Genomic DNA, 14,154 nt, shown 5'->3' on the forward strand with positions numbered 1-14,154 from the left:
GGCCCTCACCCGCCCCCGGGCCCGGCCATCGGGAGGCTCACCCGCGCCCGCGCGCGGCACCGGCGCCTCCGACTACACCGTGAAGGGCGCCCGCGCCGACGCCCACCAGCGGTCCGTCATCGACGGCGTGCTCGGCGAGGCCGAGCGCCTCGGGGCCTCGCGGCGCGTGATGGTGGCCGCGATCATGGCCATCACCCAGGAGTCGACGGCGCGCTCGCTCGCCCACGGCGACACCGCTGGCCCCGACAGCCGCGGACCCTTCCAGCAGCGCTCCCCGTGGGGCCCCGAATCGCAGCGGCGCGACCCCGCGGGCGCCACGCGCCTGTTCCTCACCGTCGACAAGGGGCCCGGGGTCCAGGGCTGGAAGGTCGTGCACGGCGGCCTGAAGAACGCGCCGGGCGACCTCTCCCGGGCGATCAACGCCGTGCAGCGCAGCCGCTACCCGGACGCCTACGCGCAGTGGCAGGCGGAGGCCGAGCGGACGGTCGACACCTGGCTCGGGGACGACAGCCGCGGCGAGGGTGGCGCGGCGTCGCGCCGGTACGAGTTCACGCGCGGCGAGCGCGGCGGCCAGCGCGAGAGCTCGTGGGCCGCCACCGGGCGCCTCGCCGAGGAGGTCGGCTGGCTGCGGTGGGCGGCGGGCAACGTCTTTCACTTCGTCTCCGAGCAGGAGCTGCGCCAGGCGGCGCCCGCCGTGCGCATCACCGGCGACGAGCCGTGGCTGCTCGCGATGCCGGCCTGGGAGTGGGGCACCGCCCGCCCGGTCACCGAGCTGACCCTTCGGGTGCTCTCCGAGCGCTGGGGCGTCATGCCGGGCGGCGTCGTGCTGATGGCGACCGGCGGGCCCGAGGACGGCCGCTGGATCGTCTCCGGCGTCGCGGGCCCGCGACTCGACTCGCCCGAGGTCGAGGTCACGCTGCGCCGGCCGACGATGCGCCGGCCGGAGCCGACGGCCGAGGAGTCGGCCGACGGCGACGTGGTCGGCGGCGCGGCCGGCGGGGCGCAGAGCGCGATCCTCGACGCCGCGCGGGCCGTCCACGCGCAGGGCCGCGCCTACCTGCTCGGCGGCGGTCACGGCGTGCCGCTGACGAGCATCGACGACGACGCCCCGCTCGACTGCTCGTCGTCCACCTCGCTGGTACTGAAGGCGGCCGGCATGTTCCCCGGCGACCGGGCGATCGTCTCCGGCGCCTTCGCCTCGAGCTGGGGCGCGGCGGGCAAGGGGCCCAGCTTCACCGTCTGGGCGAACGCGACCCACGTCTGGATCGAGCTGCACGGCTCGCCCGGCGGCTGGGCGCGCTTCGACACCAGCCCCCACGGCGACGGCGGCAGCGGGCCGCGCCTGCGCCGGACCGCGCGCAGCACCGCCGGCTTCACCCCCCGCCACTGGCCCGGTGACCGGTGAGCCTCACGGACCTCGCCGCCCGCCGCGCCCGCCGCGGCGGCCCGGGCACCCCGATGGAGGCCACCGTCCTGGCGGCGCCCGCCGCGCCCGACGCCCTCCTGCGCGTCGAGGTGGACGCCCAGGCCGGCATCGCCCGCGAGTGCCCGTGGATGGCCCGCGGCGCCGCCCTGCCCGCCCCCGGCGACGCCGCCCTGGTGGTCGAGTCGGACGCCGGCGAGCTGTGGGTCATCGCCTGGTGGCCCCAGACGTAGACGAAGGAGCCCGGATCGGATGCCCGGATCGAAGACGAACGCCCACGCCGCGCGCTGGCTCGACCACGAGTACGGCCTGGCCCCCTACGTGGCGCCGGCCACGCGCTACCTGCGCCTGTTCACCACGGCGATCGACGAGGACGGCGTGGGCACCGAGGCGGCCGGCAACGGATACGCGCCCGTGGCCGTGCCCAACGACGCCACGACCTTCGTCCGGACCGGCCAGACGGTGAGCCTGGTGGCCGACCTCTCCTGCGGCACGCCGACGGGCGGCGACTGGGGCGTCATCCGCGGCGCCGGCTTCTCGGACACCCCCGGCGGCGCCCTCACGCTCTACTCGAACGTCACGCCCCTCCAGACCGTCGAGGGCGGAGAGGTGACCCTGCCGGCGGGCGAGTTCTCCCACACGGAGACCTGACGTGAGCGCCCCCTTCGGCGAGGGGGCCGTGCTGTGGAGCGAGGCCTTCCCCTATGCCGACGGCCTCCTGCGGACGGTGGGGGCCGCGAAGTGGGCGAACGCCGCCTTCTGGACCGGCCAGGCCAGCCCGCGCGTCGTCGCCCAGCAGGCCGCCGGCCCGGCCTCGCAGGCGTGGGTCGACGCGTACACGCTCGCCATCTTCGCCCTCACCGACCAGGCGCAGGCCGGGGACATCACCCCGGGCGACGCGGCCGAGGGCTTCGACGTGGTCGCCCGCGGGCTGGTCAAGGCGACCGGCAACACGAACCCCGCCTTCACCCACTTCTTCGGCACGCCGGGCGGCAGCCCGACGATGTACACCGCGACCCAGACGAACCGCACGGCGACCGATGGGCTCGCGATCTCGAAGGGCTCGTCCTTCACGAGCCTCCTGGCCGAGCAGGCCCACGAGTGGACCAACGGCCACCACCTCGGGCTGCGGGTGGTGCCCATCCCGGGCGGGGTCGCCCTGTCGCTGTGGCGCTCCGCCGACGGCTCGAGCTGGACGCAGGTCGGGTTCACCGTCAACGACACGAGCAGCCCCCTGCGCCGCGGCCGCCTGGCGATCGAGTGCTTCAGCACCGCCAACCGCTGGGACGCGATCGAGGTGCGGACCACGCTGGCCGGGGACACCACGGCACCGTCGGCCGACGTCACCGCGGGACCGACCCCGGCGAAGATCAGCGCCGTTCCCGGCTACGACGCCTCGGCCTTCACCTTCGTGGTCGACGAGCCCTGCCAGGCGTGGGAGCTGCGCGCCGTCGGCGACCCCTCCGACCCCCGCGACGCCGGCGACCCGCTCGTCCTCTCCGGCGGCGCCGTCAGCGCCGCCACGCCCGCCGAGCGCACCGTCACCTACGCCCACCTCGAGGCCGCCGGCATCGCCGGGGCGGACGGGACCAAGGGCCTGAAGCTGTACGCCCGCGACCTCGCTGACAACTGGAGCTCCTGATGGCCGCCTACTTCCAGCTGGTCCTCGACACCACCCCGCCGGCTGGCGTCTCGGTCGTGATGAACGGCGGCGACCCGGCGACCGGATCGCGCGACGTCACCCTCAGCATCGCCACGACCGATCCCGACACCACGGGCTACCAGGTCAAGATCTACGGCGACGTCGACGACGCCCACGCGCCCGCCGAGTACCGGGCGACTGAGGCCAATGCCCCCTGGGTCACCTACGTCGCCTCGAAGGGGATCCGGCTGTCGGCCGGCGACGGCACCAAGACGGTGCGCATCAAGGTCCGCGACGACGTCGGCAACGCGTCGGCCGAGGCGAGCGACACCATCGTCCTCGACACCACGGCGCCGGTCGTCACCGTCGGGACGCCCTCGGCCGCGAAGATCTCCAAGGTCGCCGGCTACGACGAGTCGGTCTTCGACTGGGAGGCCGACGAGCCCTTCGAGGAGTACAAGGTGCTCGTCGTCCAGAGCCAGTCGGCGACCCACACCCAGGGCACCCAGATCCCCACGACCGCCGGCTCGGCCAACGTCGCCGGCTCGGCCGGCGGCTACCCGGCCGCCACGCCGATCACCACGACGGTGAAGGGCGCCGACTACGAGGCGGCCGGCGGCGACGCCGACTCCTACGTGAAGGTGTTCGTCCGCGACTCCACCGGGACGTGGAGCCTCTAGCAGTGAGCGCCGCCTTCCGGCTCGCGCTGGACGTCACCCCGCCGACGGTGGTCCTCGGCCTGCCCTCGCGGACGCCCGCCCGCACGATCGCCGTGCCCTACATGATCTCCGCCGACGGCCAGGTCGCCGACGCGACGATCGCCGGCGCCCCGGCCGTGGTCCAGCCCGCGCGCCTGGTGAGCACGGTCACGAAGGACGAGGGCGGCACGGTGCGCGTCACGGCGCTCGCGCGCGACGACGTCGGCAATGAGTCGACGGCCGACGTGGCGGTCCTCCTGGCGCCCTACGTGCCGGTGCTGGTGCCCGGGTCCGTGCGCATGTCGGTGAGGGCGCAGCGGGCGCAGATGGCCGTCAGCGCCCGCTCCGCGCGGATGAGCGCCCGGCCGACGACGCGGGTGCGGATGACGGTGACGATCGCAGGCAGGGAGGCGTAGCCATGTCCGTGCCCCACGTCGGCACCCGCGTGACCCTCACCGCCGAGGCCGAGCATCCGGCAGGCGATGCCGCGGTCGCCATCTCGCTGCTCGAGCCCGACGGCACGGTGACCCACTTCACCGACGCCGACGAGGCCTTCACGGCCTGGCCGGACGGCCTCACCTTCACGGTCGACTGGCTGGTGCGCCAGGAGGGCCACCACTGGTGGCGCATCGAGGTGGACGGCCAGATCGCGAGCCAGGCGAGCTTCGCCGTGGCCGCGCAGATCGTCCCGAGCGCCTTCACCCCGGCGCCCTAGGCCGTGGCCAACCTCGACATCAGCACCGAGAGCGCGACCCCGGTCGCGACGCAGTGGGCGGACGCGATCGCCGCGGCCGCCAGCAGCGGGGACACGATCGTGCTGCGGCGCCGCTCCGACGACACGCAGGCCTTCTTCGACCTGGGCCTCTCGACCTGGCGCAACTTCGGCGCGAAGCAGATCGACGTCATGGGCGAGGGCTGGTACGAGGGCATCGCCATCGTCGGCTCCGCCTGGCACCACCTGGCGAACGTGCCGGTGCGGCTGCGCGCGAAGTTCTCGTTCTCGAACACCAGCAGCGCCGGGAGCCGCTTCTACGGATTCGCCCACGACGGCCTGGGCCCCGGGATCACGGCCGCCGGCGCTGGCCTCTGGAACGTCGACGGCATCGAGTGGTTCGACTGCCGGCTCAGCAACCGCGACCCGGCCGACGACGGCTGGGGCTCGTCGGGGACCGGCGTCATCCACTTCCAGTACGGGACGACGCGAGAGGTCTTCGACTGGGTGATCGAGCGCTGCCGCCTGCGCCACATCGGCGGCTTCGACACCTACGGCAAGAACCACGACCACACGGCCTACGGCAAGACCGGGCGCCGCGGCCGCGTGCGAGGGAACCTCGCCTACGAGACCTGCGGCTGGGTGATCCACGGCTACACCGACACGGACGACACCTGGCTCGACGACAACACGATCGACCGCTGCTTCGGCGCCTTCGTCGCCAGCGCAGGCACCAGCGACAGCTTCGACGGCACCTACCGCGAGTCGGCGAGGAACCTCGCCCGGCGCAACATCATCGCCAACCCGGACGGCGGGCCCGAGCACGGCCTGACCGCCCCCAGCGTGATGGCGATGCTCGACCACGACGCGACGCTCGCCGCGGACGGCCCGAACGTCTACTCGGACAACGCCCTGTGGAAGGGCACCGGGACCGGCATCCTCGTGCGCACCGGGGGCAGCGCGGGCCGCTGGCAGGACGGCGGCGGCAACCGCACGGACCTCGAGCCCAAGTGGGTCGACCCGGCCAACGGCGACTACCGCCAGACAGCCGACTCGCCGACGAACGCCTACGGGGCGCCGCTGCTGCGCTACGTCGAGGAGCCCGACCCCGAGCCGCCGCCGCCCACGCCGCTGCTCGGCCTCCACCTCACCGGCGCGTCGGTCGTGGACATGGAGCTCGCGAGCACCCCGCCGCCAGCCCCGGGCGTGATCCAGGGTTTCGACGTCGGGGGCGCGTCCGACGTCCGCATGCGCGCGCGCACCGCGGCGACGCCCGCCACCCGCGCCGCCCGCCCCGCCCTTCGGCCGCTCGCCGGCGAGGTGCCGCACCTGGCGTTCCCGCTGCGCCTCAACAGCGACCGGGCGCTCGCCACGGTGGAGCAGGACACGCTCGCCGACGTCCGCCAGTGCGTCCACGTGATCGCCCGCACGCCCCGCGGCGCACGGCCGCTGGCGCCCGAGGTCGGCATCGACGACCCGACCTTCACCGGCGGCGTGGCGCCGGACGTGATCGCGGCCGAGCTCGAGGGCGACGAGCCGCGCGCGCGGGTGAGCGTCGAGGCGACCGGGCCGGGCGCGGACGGCAGGCAGACGGTCGCCGTCCGGGTGGCCCTGGCGAGCGAGGAGGACTAGATGGCATACCTCGATCCGGAGGTCGTCTCGGACGAGGTGACGGTCGCCGAGGCGATCCTGACCCGGATCGCCGACCAGATCCCCGGCTGGGAGCCCTCCGAGGGCCACGTGGAGACGGCGGTCGCCGAGGCGATGGCGATGGTGGCCGCCACGATCGCGGCCCTCCTGAAGGACGAGGCGCGGGACGTCTACACCGGGTTCGCCGCCAACATCCTGGGGATCGCCCGCCGGCCCGAGGGCGTGGCCTCGGCCTCCTCCGACTGGTCGATGACCGACGACGCCGGCTACCTGATCCCCGACGGCACGCACGTCTACATGCGCCGCCCCGACGGCGAGATGGTGGCCTTCGCCAGCGTCGGGGACGTGACGGTCCCCGCGGGCCAGACGAGCGCCGCCGGCGTGCCGCTCGTGGCGCTCGAGGCGGGCCCACAGGCGAACGGGCTGGTCGGCGCGGCGGAGGCCTTCGACCAGGTGGTGGGCGTCGCGTCGGTGACCCTGACGACGGTCGCCTCCGGGGGCGCCGATGCCGAGACGATCGAGGCCTTCGCCGAGCGGGCGGCCGACCGCGCGCGGCGCCTGCGGGCCATCCCCATCACGGTCGACGACTTCGCCGCGATGACGCTCGACCACGAGGCGGTGGCGCGCGCGATGGCCGTCAACCTCCTCGACCCCGCCGCCCCGCCGGCCCCGGGAGACGACCCCGCCAGCGGCGGCCACGTGACCGTCTTCCCGGTGGACGTCGCGGGCCTGCCGCTGAGCCCCGCCGACGCGGCAGAGGTGGCGGCCATGCTGACCGGGCCCGAGCGCCCGCTGAACGTGATCGTGCACGTCGAGGAGCCGACCTACACGACGGTCGACGTCGCCATCACCTTCCGCCTCGAGCCCGGCGTCGACGGCCCGGCGATGGAGGCCGCCGTGGCGGCCGCGATCTCCGACTACCTGTCGCCCGCCACGTGGGCGCTCGACGAGGCCGCGCCCGGCCGCTGGCGCCCGCCCGACGACGCGGCCCGGGTGATCCGGCACTTCGACATCGCCCACGTCGCCGACAGCCTCGCCGGCGTCGCAGGCGTCGTCACGTGCACCGTGAACGGCGGCACCAGCGTGACCATGACCGGCTGGGCGCCGCTGCCCTCGCCGGGCACGATCGTCGCGACGGCCGCATGACCGCCGCCGAGCGCGCGCTGGAGCACCTCGGCTTCCTCGCGGTCGACGCGACCTCGGACGCCCTCCTGGCCGCCCTGGTGGGCGCGTGGATGACGGGCTTCGAGCGCGCGGGCGAGGTGGCCCACGGCGACGGGGAGCTGCCGCCCTGGCGCATCCTCACGGACCCGGCGGTGGCGCCCCTGTGGGCCCTGCCCCACGCCGCCCAGTGGACGGGCGGCCGGATGCCCCCGCGGCGGGGCGGCGAGACGGACGCCGACTACCTCGCCCGGGCGCGCCGGGAGGTCGTGTACCCGCGCGGGATGCGCCGCGGCTCGGCCCTGATCGCCGTCGAGACCGCGCGCGAGCACCTCACCGGCGAGCGCAGCGTCATCTTCCGCGAGGGGCACGGCGGCGACCCGTGGCTGCTGATGCTCGTCACGCGGATCGCCGAGACCCCCGACGCCGACGCCCTCCGGGCGGCCGTGGCGGCGGTGCTGCCCGCCGGCGTCGTCCTCGACCACGAGGTGCGCGACGCGCGCGACTGGCAGCTGGTCGCCGACACGTGGCCGGACTGGGCCGCCGTCGAGGCCGCCAACCCGACCTGGCAGCAGGTGCTGGAGGTGCCTGACCCATGAGCGACACCACCCCGCGTCTCGGCCTGCCCATCCCCCAGCTCGCCGACGTGGCGGACATCGAGGAGGCGCTGCACCCGCTGGCCGCCGCGCTCGACGCGAGCCTCGGGCCGCTGCTGTCGGGCACCGCGGCCGCCCGCCCGTCCGCCGGTACGGCGCGCCGGCTCTACTTCGCGACCGACGAGCGACGGCTGTGGTTCGACACGGGCTCGGAGTGGGTGCTGATCGACCCGCGCGGCCCGGCGGGCGGCGACCTGGCGGGCAACTACCCCTCGCCCGAGATCGCCGCCGGGGCGGTGACGGCGGCCAAGGTCGCCGGCGCGCTCAAGCCGTCCGCCGGCGCAGGATCGGGCACCGAGGCCCTGCGCGCGCTCGGCACGGGGCCCGGCCAGGCGGCGCCCGGGTCGCACGCCTCCCAGCACGTGCCTGGCGGCGCGGATCCGATCACGGTGCCCGAGGTCACGATGCTGCCGTTCAGCGCCCAGCCGGACGGCACCGAGCTCGACCTGCGCGCGACGGACGGGGTCGCGGGCCAGGTGCTCTGGCGCTGCCGCTATCGGGCCGGCTCCCCGTCGCCGTACCGCTGGCACCCGCTCGGAGCGGCGCCGATCACGGCGCACGCCGACGGCGACATCGGGCTCGCCTCGACCTCCTACCAGGACCTGGGCGGCCCGCAGCTCGTCATCCCCGCCCCGGGCTGGTACCGGGTGAGCTGGGGCTGTCACATGTACTGGTCGGGCGGCAACCCCGGCACGACCCGCGGCTACATGTCGATCGCCGCCGCCGGCCAGTTCATCAGCGGCCAGGACAACATCGCCCTGAAGGGGTCGCTGACCGCGCCGTTCGCGGTGATGTCGCTGGCCAAGTCCCGGGTGCTCCAGTTCTCGAACCCCGGCCAGACGATCTACGCGGTCTACCGGGGGACGGGCGAGGCGGTCTCCTTCGTCGAGCGCTGGCTGACGCTCGAACCGCTGCGGCTCGGATGACCAGGGGACGATGAGTGGCGCGCCTCAGCGATCGCTTCGACGACCTCTGGCCGCGCCTCGCCCGAGCGATCGGCGTGCTGCTGGGAGTCGGCGAATGGGTGATCGCGAACGCGATCGACCGGCCAGCGGACCCCGCGATCATCGGGCTCGCGACCGCGCTCGCGCTGCTGCCCACCGCGCTCGGCAAGCGGGACGGGAACTCGTGAGCGGCATCCCGCCTCGGTACATGGTCACGGGCGCCGCGCGCCGGCGGCGCCTGTGGGGATGGGCGATCACCACGGTCGTCGTCGAGACGGCTCTCATCGCGTGGAGGTTCCTCGGGTGACGGACGACGAGCGCCTCATCGGCGAGAGCGTCGAGCGGCACAACCGGCGCGTGCGCCGACGCCGTCTCTGGGCGGCGGTCGATCGCTGGTTGGCGCGCGTGCTCATCGTCCTGCTCGTGCTGCTCGCGATCGCCACGTACGTCGAGCGGCAGCAGCGCAGCGACGCCGACCGCCAGTCGGTCGAGGACCGCCGCGAGCTGGCCGCCAAGCAGCGCGTCGTCGAGTGCACCATCCGGGGCGTCCTCGAGCTGTCGCGCGATCGCGCGCAGCAGCAGGGGCGGCTCGACCCCGCCTCTGCGCAGGTGATCGAGCGCGCGCTGGCGCCCCTCGAGGACGGCTGCCCGCCGCTCGTGACGCCGTCGCAGGTGGACCCGCCGCCGCAGACGCCGCGGCCGGCAGAAGGAGGAGCGTGATGGCCCGCCCGCGCATCGTGACGCTGCGCCTGACCAGCCCCCGGATGGGACGGCCGGCCGGCGACGGCAACGCGGCCCTCGTCGCCGCGGTGCAGCACCGCCTCCGGGGCTACGGCATCGAGCAGGACGGCGCGTACGGGCCGCGCACGGCGATGGCCGTGAGCATCTGGCAGGAGCGTGCCGGCGCGCCGCACGTCGCCGGCGCCATCGTCCCCGACGAGCTCCTGGTGCTGCTCGGCTACCGCAAGATGCCGCGCGACTGGGTGGCCCGGCGCGGCGACCCGGTGCGCCGGCAGGCCGCGCGCGAGGCGCAGGATCGCTACGCCGCGCTCGCCGCCTCGGAGCGGCCCGCCGGGGCGCTGCGCATCGTGGCCCGCGAGGACTGGTGCGACTTCGCGCCGCGCGCGCGCAGCCTGGCCCTCCACCCGCCCGGGGTGCCCCACGTCGTCCACTGGTTCGGCCCGGGCGCGGCGGCCGACGGCTACGACGCCCAGGTGGCGCAGGTGCTGCGCTTCGCGCGCTACCACCGCTTCGACCTCGGCTGGGCGGACCTCGGCTACAACTGGGTCGTCCTGCGCGACGGCGACGGCGGGCGCTACTGCACGGTCCTCGAGGGCCGTGGGCGCAACGTGCGCGGCGCGCACTCGGGCCACAACGTGGCGAACGGCTACCCGGGGGTCCTCGTGCTCTGCGGCACCGGGACCCCGACGCCGACCGTGTCGCAGCTCGTCACCGTCCAGGCCCTCCGGACCTCGGAGGGCTGGGGCCGCCGCACCGCCCATCTCGAGTGGTACCGCACCTCCTGCCCGGGGCCGCCGCTGTGGTCCTGGGTGCAGGCCAACCGATAGGAGGACCCCGTGGGTCGCATCGACGCCAAGGTCGCCGCCGGCACGCTCGGCGCCGCGATCGCCACGCTCGTCTGGACGCTGCTCGCCGTCTTCGTGGACCAGATCCGCGAGATGCCGCCCGAGTCGCTCGCCGTGTGCTCCACCGCGAGCGCGACCATCCTCGGCGCCGTCCTCGGCTACCTCGTCCCCAACGAGGCCAGCCCCGTGCCGGGCGACGGGGTCAACCTCGAGCGCGCCATCGAGGAGCGCACGGGGGATGCCCGGCCGATTCCCTAGCGCACAAGCCGCGATCACGACCACGAAGCCGAGAGGGCGCCCGAGGGCGCCCTCTCGTCGTCGACCGGCGCATTGATGCGGTCAGTCGCGCCGGTCGTGGATCTTCACCCACTCGCCCGGCCGGAACGGCTCGTGGTCGGGGATGGTGAGGACGCCGCTCGGGTGCTCGATCGAGATGGACTCGGTCGCGATCGTCGTCCCGTCGGCGAGCTCGACCGCGAGCCGCGACGTGTCCCCGTCCTGCAACCGCCAGCCGACGGCGCCGGCGAGCGCCGCGACGGCGAACTGGTTGAGGGACACGCCCTCCCGGTGCGCCTCGTCGATCAGGCGGGCATGCAGGCCCCGCGGCAGCCTCAACAGGATCCGCCCCGACGGCTGGCCGTCGGCGTTCATGCCGCGCTCCGCGCGACGTCGAGCGTCACCTCGCGGTCCGGCACGGCGAGCGCCGAGCGCGCCGCTGCCCGCAGCGCGCCGGCGTCGAGCCCGTAGCGCTCGGCAGCGAGCCCGAGCAGCTCGTCGAGCTCGTCGCCCGGGTCGAGCACCTCGACGCTGACCGCTCGTCCACCCTCAGCCACGGCGACCACCAGGCCGCGCCCGAGCTCGTCGCCGTAGCGCGCCTGCCCGGCGGGCTCCTCGAAGTCGATCGCGAGCGCACCGGCCTCGGTGTCGTAGAGCGCGCGCATCCTGCTCACCCCCTTCTCGGGAAGACGGACTTCACCATCTCCGGGTCGTCGGCCGAGATCACCACCCGGACGACCCGACCGCCGACGCGGGCGGTGTAGCGCGGGTTGCCCTGCTCGTCGGCGTCCTGCTCGGCGTCGGGCGACGAGACGACGGCCGCCACCTCGGCCTCCGTGATGCCGTACAGCTTCATCCGGCGGCGCGAGTGGCGGTTGAACTTCATGGGATGATGATAGCGCTCGCGATAGCATCACGCAAGCGCGGGCGATAGCATCCCCCGGTGTTCAGCCAGCGGCGGGACGCTGGAGCGCGGCCGCGTCGTCGACCTGAGAACGCCCCGACCCATCGGCGGAATGGTCGTACGCCCAGCCTGCGTCGATCTCACCGAACCCGTCGGAGAAGACCGCAACCTCAGTCGCTCGCATAACCCGGCGCGCGGAGTAGTTGAGGCTGAGGAGCCTGAGCCGCCGCTCCGGATACAGCTCTCGCACCCTGGGGTGGTCGTCGTACGTGAGCAGCCATCTGGCGTCGGCGGCGTTGTTGAGGACGGCCGCGAGCCTCTCGTGCTCCGAAGCGCCGAACGAGTTCATGTACAGGGAGCCGGCCTTGTCGAAATACGGCGGGTCCGCGTAGATGAGGGCGTCGTCTCGGCAGACGTAGTCGGCGATCACCTCCGCGCCGTCGCGACAGCTCACCGTGATGCGACTCGCGTGCACACCGACCAAGCGAAGTCGCTCGAGCAGCGCCTCTCGGTTGAACCGGGCGTCAATCTTGTAGGGACCGCTCTGGTCGAGCCCCCCGATCGGCCCCCCGTTCAGCACCCCAGATCGGTTCGTGCGGTTCAGATAGAAGGTCGCGAAGCCCAGCTCGTCGCGGCTCGCTGCGCTCGGGCCGGCGCTGTGGATCTCCTTCTGACGGCGCCACTCCTCGACCGTGAGCGGCGTCTCGGCGACGCGTTTGGACATCTCGTCGGGATCCTCGACAAGGAAGCTCCAGAACGCGGCGATCGCTGGGTCGAGGTCGTTGATAACGATCCGCGCGACCTCACCGGTAACCAACAGGCTGATCGCCGCGCCGGCGCCGCCTGCGTAGGGCTCGACATACACGCCCTCAGAGAGACGGCGGCTGCGGATGTAGTACTGAAGCCGAGGGTAGAGCGCCGATTTGCCACCGGGATAGCGCAACGGCGACAGGCGGGGTCGCTTCGGTATGCGGCTCCGTCTGGCCATCACGGGCCGACCATATAGGCCACGATCGGCTGCATTGAGTCCCATGCGCGCCGCGCCTCGTCGGGCTCGAAGGCGATGGTGTGATTGTGGCTCGCGGCGTTCAGCAGGTCGGCCCCTACAACCGGGTCGTCGGAACGCAGGGTTGCCAGTCGACTGGTGCGCAGCTTGCCGGCAGCCTGGCGGCGGGTCGTGTCGCCCTCTTCGTCCAACCGCTTCTCGAGCCAGCGCAGGCAGTCGTCCAGAGAGACCTGTCCGCGCTTGGCGGGGATCTTCTCGCTCTTGACCTCGGCGAAGGCCTTGATGGTCCGCTCGAGGAGGGCCCTGAGGCCGAAGGCGGTGAGGTTGGGGAACTGGTTCACGTCGATGCGACCGAGTTCTTCGTAGAGCGCGCGCATCCCGCTCGGGAAGCCTGCCGGCACCGAGGGGATGTCGAGATACCTCGGGCTGCTGCGGCGCGGGCGACGAGGCGCCGGCTCGGGCGGCGGCGCCTGCTCGGCGCCTCGAGCAGGCTCCGCCTCGCCGCCGGCCGGCGGCGTGACCAGCGGCTGGTGCTTCGCGCGCCGGCGCCCCCTCATGGACTCGAGCTCGGCGATCAGCTCTGCGAATCGCCCCTGGGCGCCCGCGCCCGTCTCGTTGAGCGTGCGAGTGTTGAGGCGATTGGAACTGATGCCGGCCACGATGTGCTCGGCCATCCTCTCCCAGGCGGCCTTGGAGACTCGGAGCTCGAGGCCCCCGGTGTCGCCCAGGCGCAGGCCGGTGACCTCGAGGAACGCGCGCGACTGGAAGAGCCGCTCGAGCGTCGAGTAGCTCCTCTGCCAACGGCGCGAGCGCACAAACTCACGCAAGGCGGGGTCGACGTAGTCGACGGCCTCGAACGCCTCCATCACCCGGGCGCCCAAGACGAAGCTCTTCACGTCGATCGTCGGGTAGCGGCGGACGAGTTCGTCCAGGGTCCGGCCGACCCGGAGCCGGTCCCGAAAGAACGCCGCCTGGCGCACCGGCGTCCACGGCTGGCGGGGGTTGCTCGTGTGCAGCGCGGCGATCAGCTCGTCTGCTTCTTCGCGGTCGGGGGCGACGAGGATCTCGATCGTCTCCAACGCGTCGCGCCGGTCGTTGCCCAGCCCTGCGGTCAGTCGACGAATCCGCGACTCGTACGCCGGTACGGTGGGCGGGCTGCATATCGCCTGTAGCGCCGCAAGCCGTCGGTTCCCCTCAACGACGACGAAGATTTCATCGTCACGGACAGCGACCGGCGTCTCTTGCGTGAAGTAGCCGACCTCCACGATCGCCTTGAGGAGTTCGTAGGCCCTGTGCTCAGCGAAGAGCTCCTGACGAATCTCCGCTTGGGACACCTCTTCCGCCAGCCCCAAGCGCACGTTGCGCGGATCCAATCGCAGATCGTTGAGGACGTGCGCGCGCCGGCGTTCCCACTGGGTCGTGTCGATCAAGCGGGTGTCACCGGGGTCGGCGGACCGTGCCCGCAGCGCTCGCAGCGCCACACCGGCGAGCTGACC

The 14,154-nt window shown here is 73.8% G+C and carries 21 protein-coding genes; 16 read left to right on the forward strand and 5 right to left on the reverse strand.

The window, feature by feature from the left end; genetic code table 11:
- Positions 1–79 precede the first annotated feature (79 nt).
- Genes ITJ85_RS11470 through ITJ85_RS11540 form a run of 16 tightly spaced genes read left to right on the forward strand, consistent with a single transcriptional unit; the run spans position 80 to position 10,730 of the window.
- The gene (locus tag ITJ85_RS11470) at positions 80–1,405 is read left to right on the forward strand and encodes a hypothetical protein (protein ID WP_217913241.1); all 1,326 of its coding nucleotides are present in this window, start codon (positions 80–82) and stop codon (positions 1,403–1,405) included.
- Complete coding sequence (locus tag ITJ85_RS11475; protein WP_217913242.1) at positions 1,402–1,656, forward strand: hypothetical protein; 255 nt, start codon at positions 1,402–1,404, stop codon at positions 1,654–1,656. The genes ITJ85_RS11470 and ITJ85_RS11475 overlap by 4 nt, the downstream gene beginning before the upstream one ends.
- Before the next feature lie 19 nt (positions 1,657–1,675).
- Positions 1,676–2,074 carry a phage tail fiber protein gene (locus tag ITJ85_RS11480; RefSeq protein ID WP_217913243.1) on the forward strand — a complete coding sequence of 133 codons (399 nt, stop codon included), beginning with the start codon at positions 1,676–1,678 and terminating at the stop codon, positions 2,072–2,074.
- A gap of 1 nt (position 2,075) precedes the next feature.
- Positions 2,076–3,065: a hypothetical protein gene (locus ITJ85_RS11485; protein WP_217913244.1), complete on the forward strand. Its 990-nt coding sequence runs from the start codon at positions 2,076–2,078 to the stop codon at positions 3,063–3,065.
- On the forward strand, positions 3,065–3,745 hold the full coding sequence (locus ITJ85_RS11490) for a hypothetical protein (RefSeq protein WP_217913245.1): 681 nt from the start codon (positions 3,065–3,067) through the stop codon (positions 3,743–3,745). The genes ITJ85_RS11485 and ITJ85_RS11490 overlap by 1 nt, the downstream gene beginning before the upstream one ends.
- A gap of 2 nt (positions 3,746–3,747) precedes the next feature.
- Positions 3,748–4,179 carry a hypothetical protein gene (locus ITJ85_RS11495; protein ID WP_217913246.1) on the forward strand — a complete coding sequence of 144 codons (432 nt, stop codon included), beginning with the start codon at positions 3,748–3,750 and terminating at the stop codon, positions 4,177–4,179.
- A gap of 2 nt (positions 4,180–4,181) precedes the next feature.
- The gene (locus tag ITJ85_RS11500) at positions 4,182–4,478 is read left to right on the forward strand and encodes a hypothetical protein (protein ID WP_217913247.1); all 297 of its coding nucleotides are present in this window, start codon (positions 4,182–4,184) and stop codon (positions 4,476–4,478) included.
- 3 nt (positions 4,479–4,481) lie between these two features.
- Positions 4,482–6,107 (forward strand): hypothetical protein, encoded by a 1,626-nt coding sequence (locus tag ITJ85_RS11505; protein ID WP_217913248.1) that lies wholly within the window; start codon positions 4,482–4,484, stop codon positions 6,105–6,107.
- The gene (locus ITJ85_RS11510) at positions 6,108–7,271 is read left to right on the forward strand and encodes a baseplate J/gp47 family protein (RefSeq protein WP_217913249.1); all 1,164 of its coding nucleotides are present in this window, start codon (positions 6,108–6,110) and stop codon (positions 7,269–7,271) included. It abuts the gene before it with no gap.
- Positions 7,268–7,885, forward strand: a complete 618-nt coding sequence (locus ITJ85_RS11515) for a hypothetical protein (RefSeq protein ID WP_217913250.1) — start codon at positions 7,268–7,270, stop codon at positions 7,883–7,885. Before ITJ85_RS11510 ends, ITJ85_RS11515 begins: the two co-directional genes overlap by 4 nt.
- Complete coding sequence (locus ITJ85_RS11520; RefSeq protein ID WP_217913251.1) at positions 7,882–8,868, forward strand: hypothetical protein; 987 nt, start codon at positions 7,882–7,884, stop codon at positions 8,866–8,868. The genes ITJ85_RS11515 and ITJ85_RS11520 overlap by 4 nt, the downstream gene beginning before the upstream one ends.
- A gap of 14 nt (positions 8,869–8,882) precedes the next feature.
- On the forward strand, positions 8,883–9,074 hold the full coding sequence (locus tag ITJ85_RS11525; RefSeq protein ID WP_217913252.1) for a hypothetical protein: 192 nt from the start codon (positions 8,883–8,885) through the stop codon (positions 9,072–9,074).
- On the forward strand, positions 9,071–9,193 hold the full coding sequence (locus tag ITJ85_RS17420) for a hypothetical protein (protein ID WP_281412192.1): 123 nt from the start codon (positions 9,071–9,073) through the stop codon (positions 9,191–9,193). The genes ITJ85_RS11525 and ITJ85_RS17420 overlap by 4 nt, the downstream gene beginning before the upstream one ends.
- Positions 9,190–9,606, forward strand: coding sequence for a hypothetical protein (locus tag ITJ85_RS11530; RefSeq protein WP_217913253.1), 417 nt, complete (start codon positions 9,190–9,192; stop codon positions 9,604–9,606). Before ITJ85_RS17420 ends, ITJ85_RS11530 begins: the two co-directional genes overlap by 4 nt.
- A complete protein-coding gene (locus tag ITJ85_RS11535) occupies positions 9,606–10,454 on the forward strand; it encodes a peptidoglycan recognition protein family protein (protein ID WP_217913254.1) in 849 nt (282 codons plus the stop codon). Before ITJ85_RS11530 ends, ITJ85_RS11535 begins: the two co-directional genes overlap by 1 nt.
- 9 nt (positions 10,455–10,463) lie before the next feature.
- Positions 10,464–10,730 carry a hypothetical protein gene (locus ITJ85_RS11540; RefSeq protein WP_217913255.1) on the forward strand — a complete coding sequence of 89 codons (267 nt, stop codon included), beginning with the start codon at positions 10,464–10,466 and terminating at the stop codon, positions 10,728–10,730.
- Between the two features lie 81 nt (positions 10,731–10,811).
- On the opposite strand, the gene ITJ85_RS11545 is transcribed toward ITJ85_RS11540, so the two are convergent.
- The 5 genes from ITJ85_RS11545 to ITJ85_RS11565 form a co-directional block, all read right to left on the reverse strand.
- Positions 10,812–11,123 (reverse strand): toxin-antitoxin system HicB family antitoxin, encoded by a 312-nt coding sequence (locus tag ITJ85_RS11545; RefSeq protein WP_217913256.1) that lies wholly within the window; start codon positions 11,121–11,123, stop codon positions 10,812–10,814.
- Positions 11,120–11,422 carry a hypothetical protein gene (locus ITJ85_RS11550; protein WP_217913257.1) on the reverse strand — a complete coding sequence of 101 codons (303 nt, stop codon included), beginning with the start codon at positions 11,420–11,422 and terminating at the stop codon, positions 11,120–11,122. The genes ITJ85_RS11545 and ITJ85_RS11550 overlap by 4 nt, the downstream gene beginning before the upstream one ends.
- Positions 11,419–11,634: a DUF4258 domain-containing protein gene (locus ITJ85_RS11555; protein WP_217913258.1), complete on the reverse strand. Its 216-nt coding sequence runs from the start codon at positions 11,632–11,634 to the stop codon at positions 11,419–11,421. Before ITJ85_RS11555 ends, ITJ85_RS11550 begins: the two co-directional genes overlap by 4 nt.
- A 61-nt stretch (positions 11,635–11,695) precedes the next feature.
- On the reverse strand, positions 11,696–12,640 hold the full coding sequence (locus ITJ85_RS11560; protein WP_246496402.1) for a DNA adenine methylase: 945 nt from the start codon (positions 12,638–12,640) through the stop codon (positions 11,696–11,698).
- A complete protein-coding gene (locus tag ITJ85_RS11565; protein WP_217913260.1) occupies positions 12,640–14,139 on the reverse strand; it encodes a hypothetical protein in 1,500 nt (499 codons plus the stop codon). The genes ITJ85_RS11560 and ITJ85_RS11565 overlap by 1 nt, the downstream gene beginning before the upstream one ends.
- Positions 14,140–14,154 lie beyond the last annotated feature (15 nt).

Origin of the sequence: Miltoncostaea marina (assembly GCF_018141525.1) — a bacterium.
GTDB lineage: Bacteria > Actinomycetota > Thermoleophilia > Miltoncostaeales > Miltoncostaeaceae > Miltoncostaea > Miltoncostaea marina.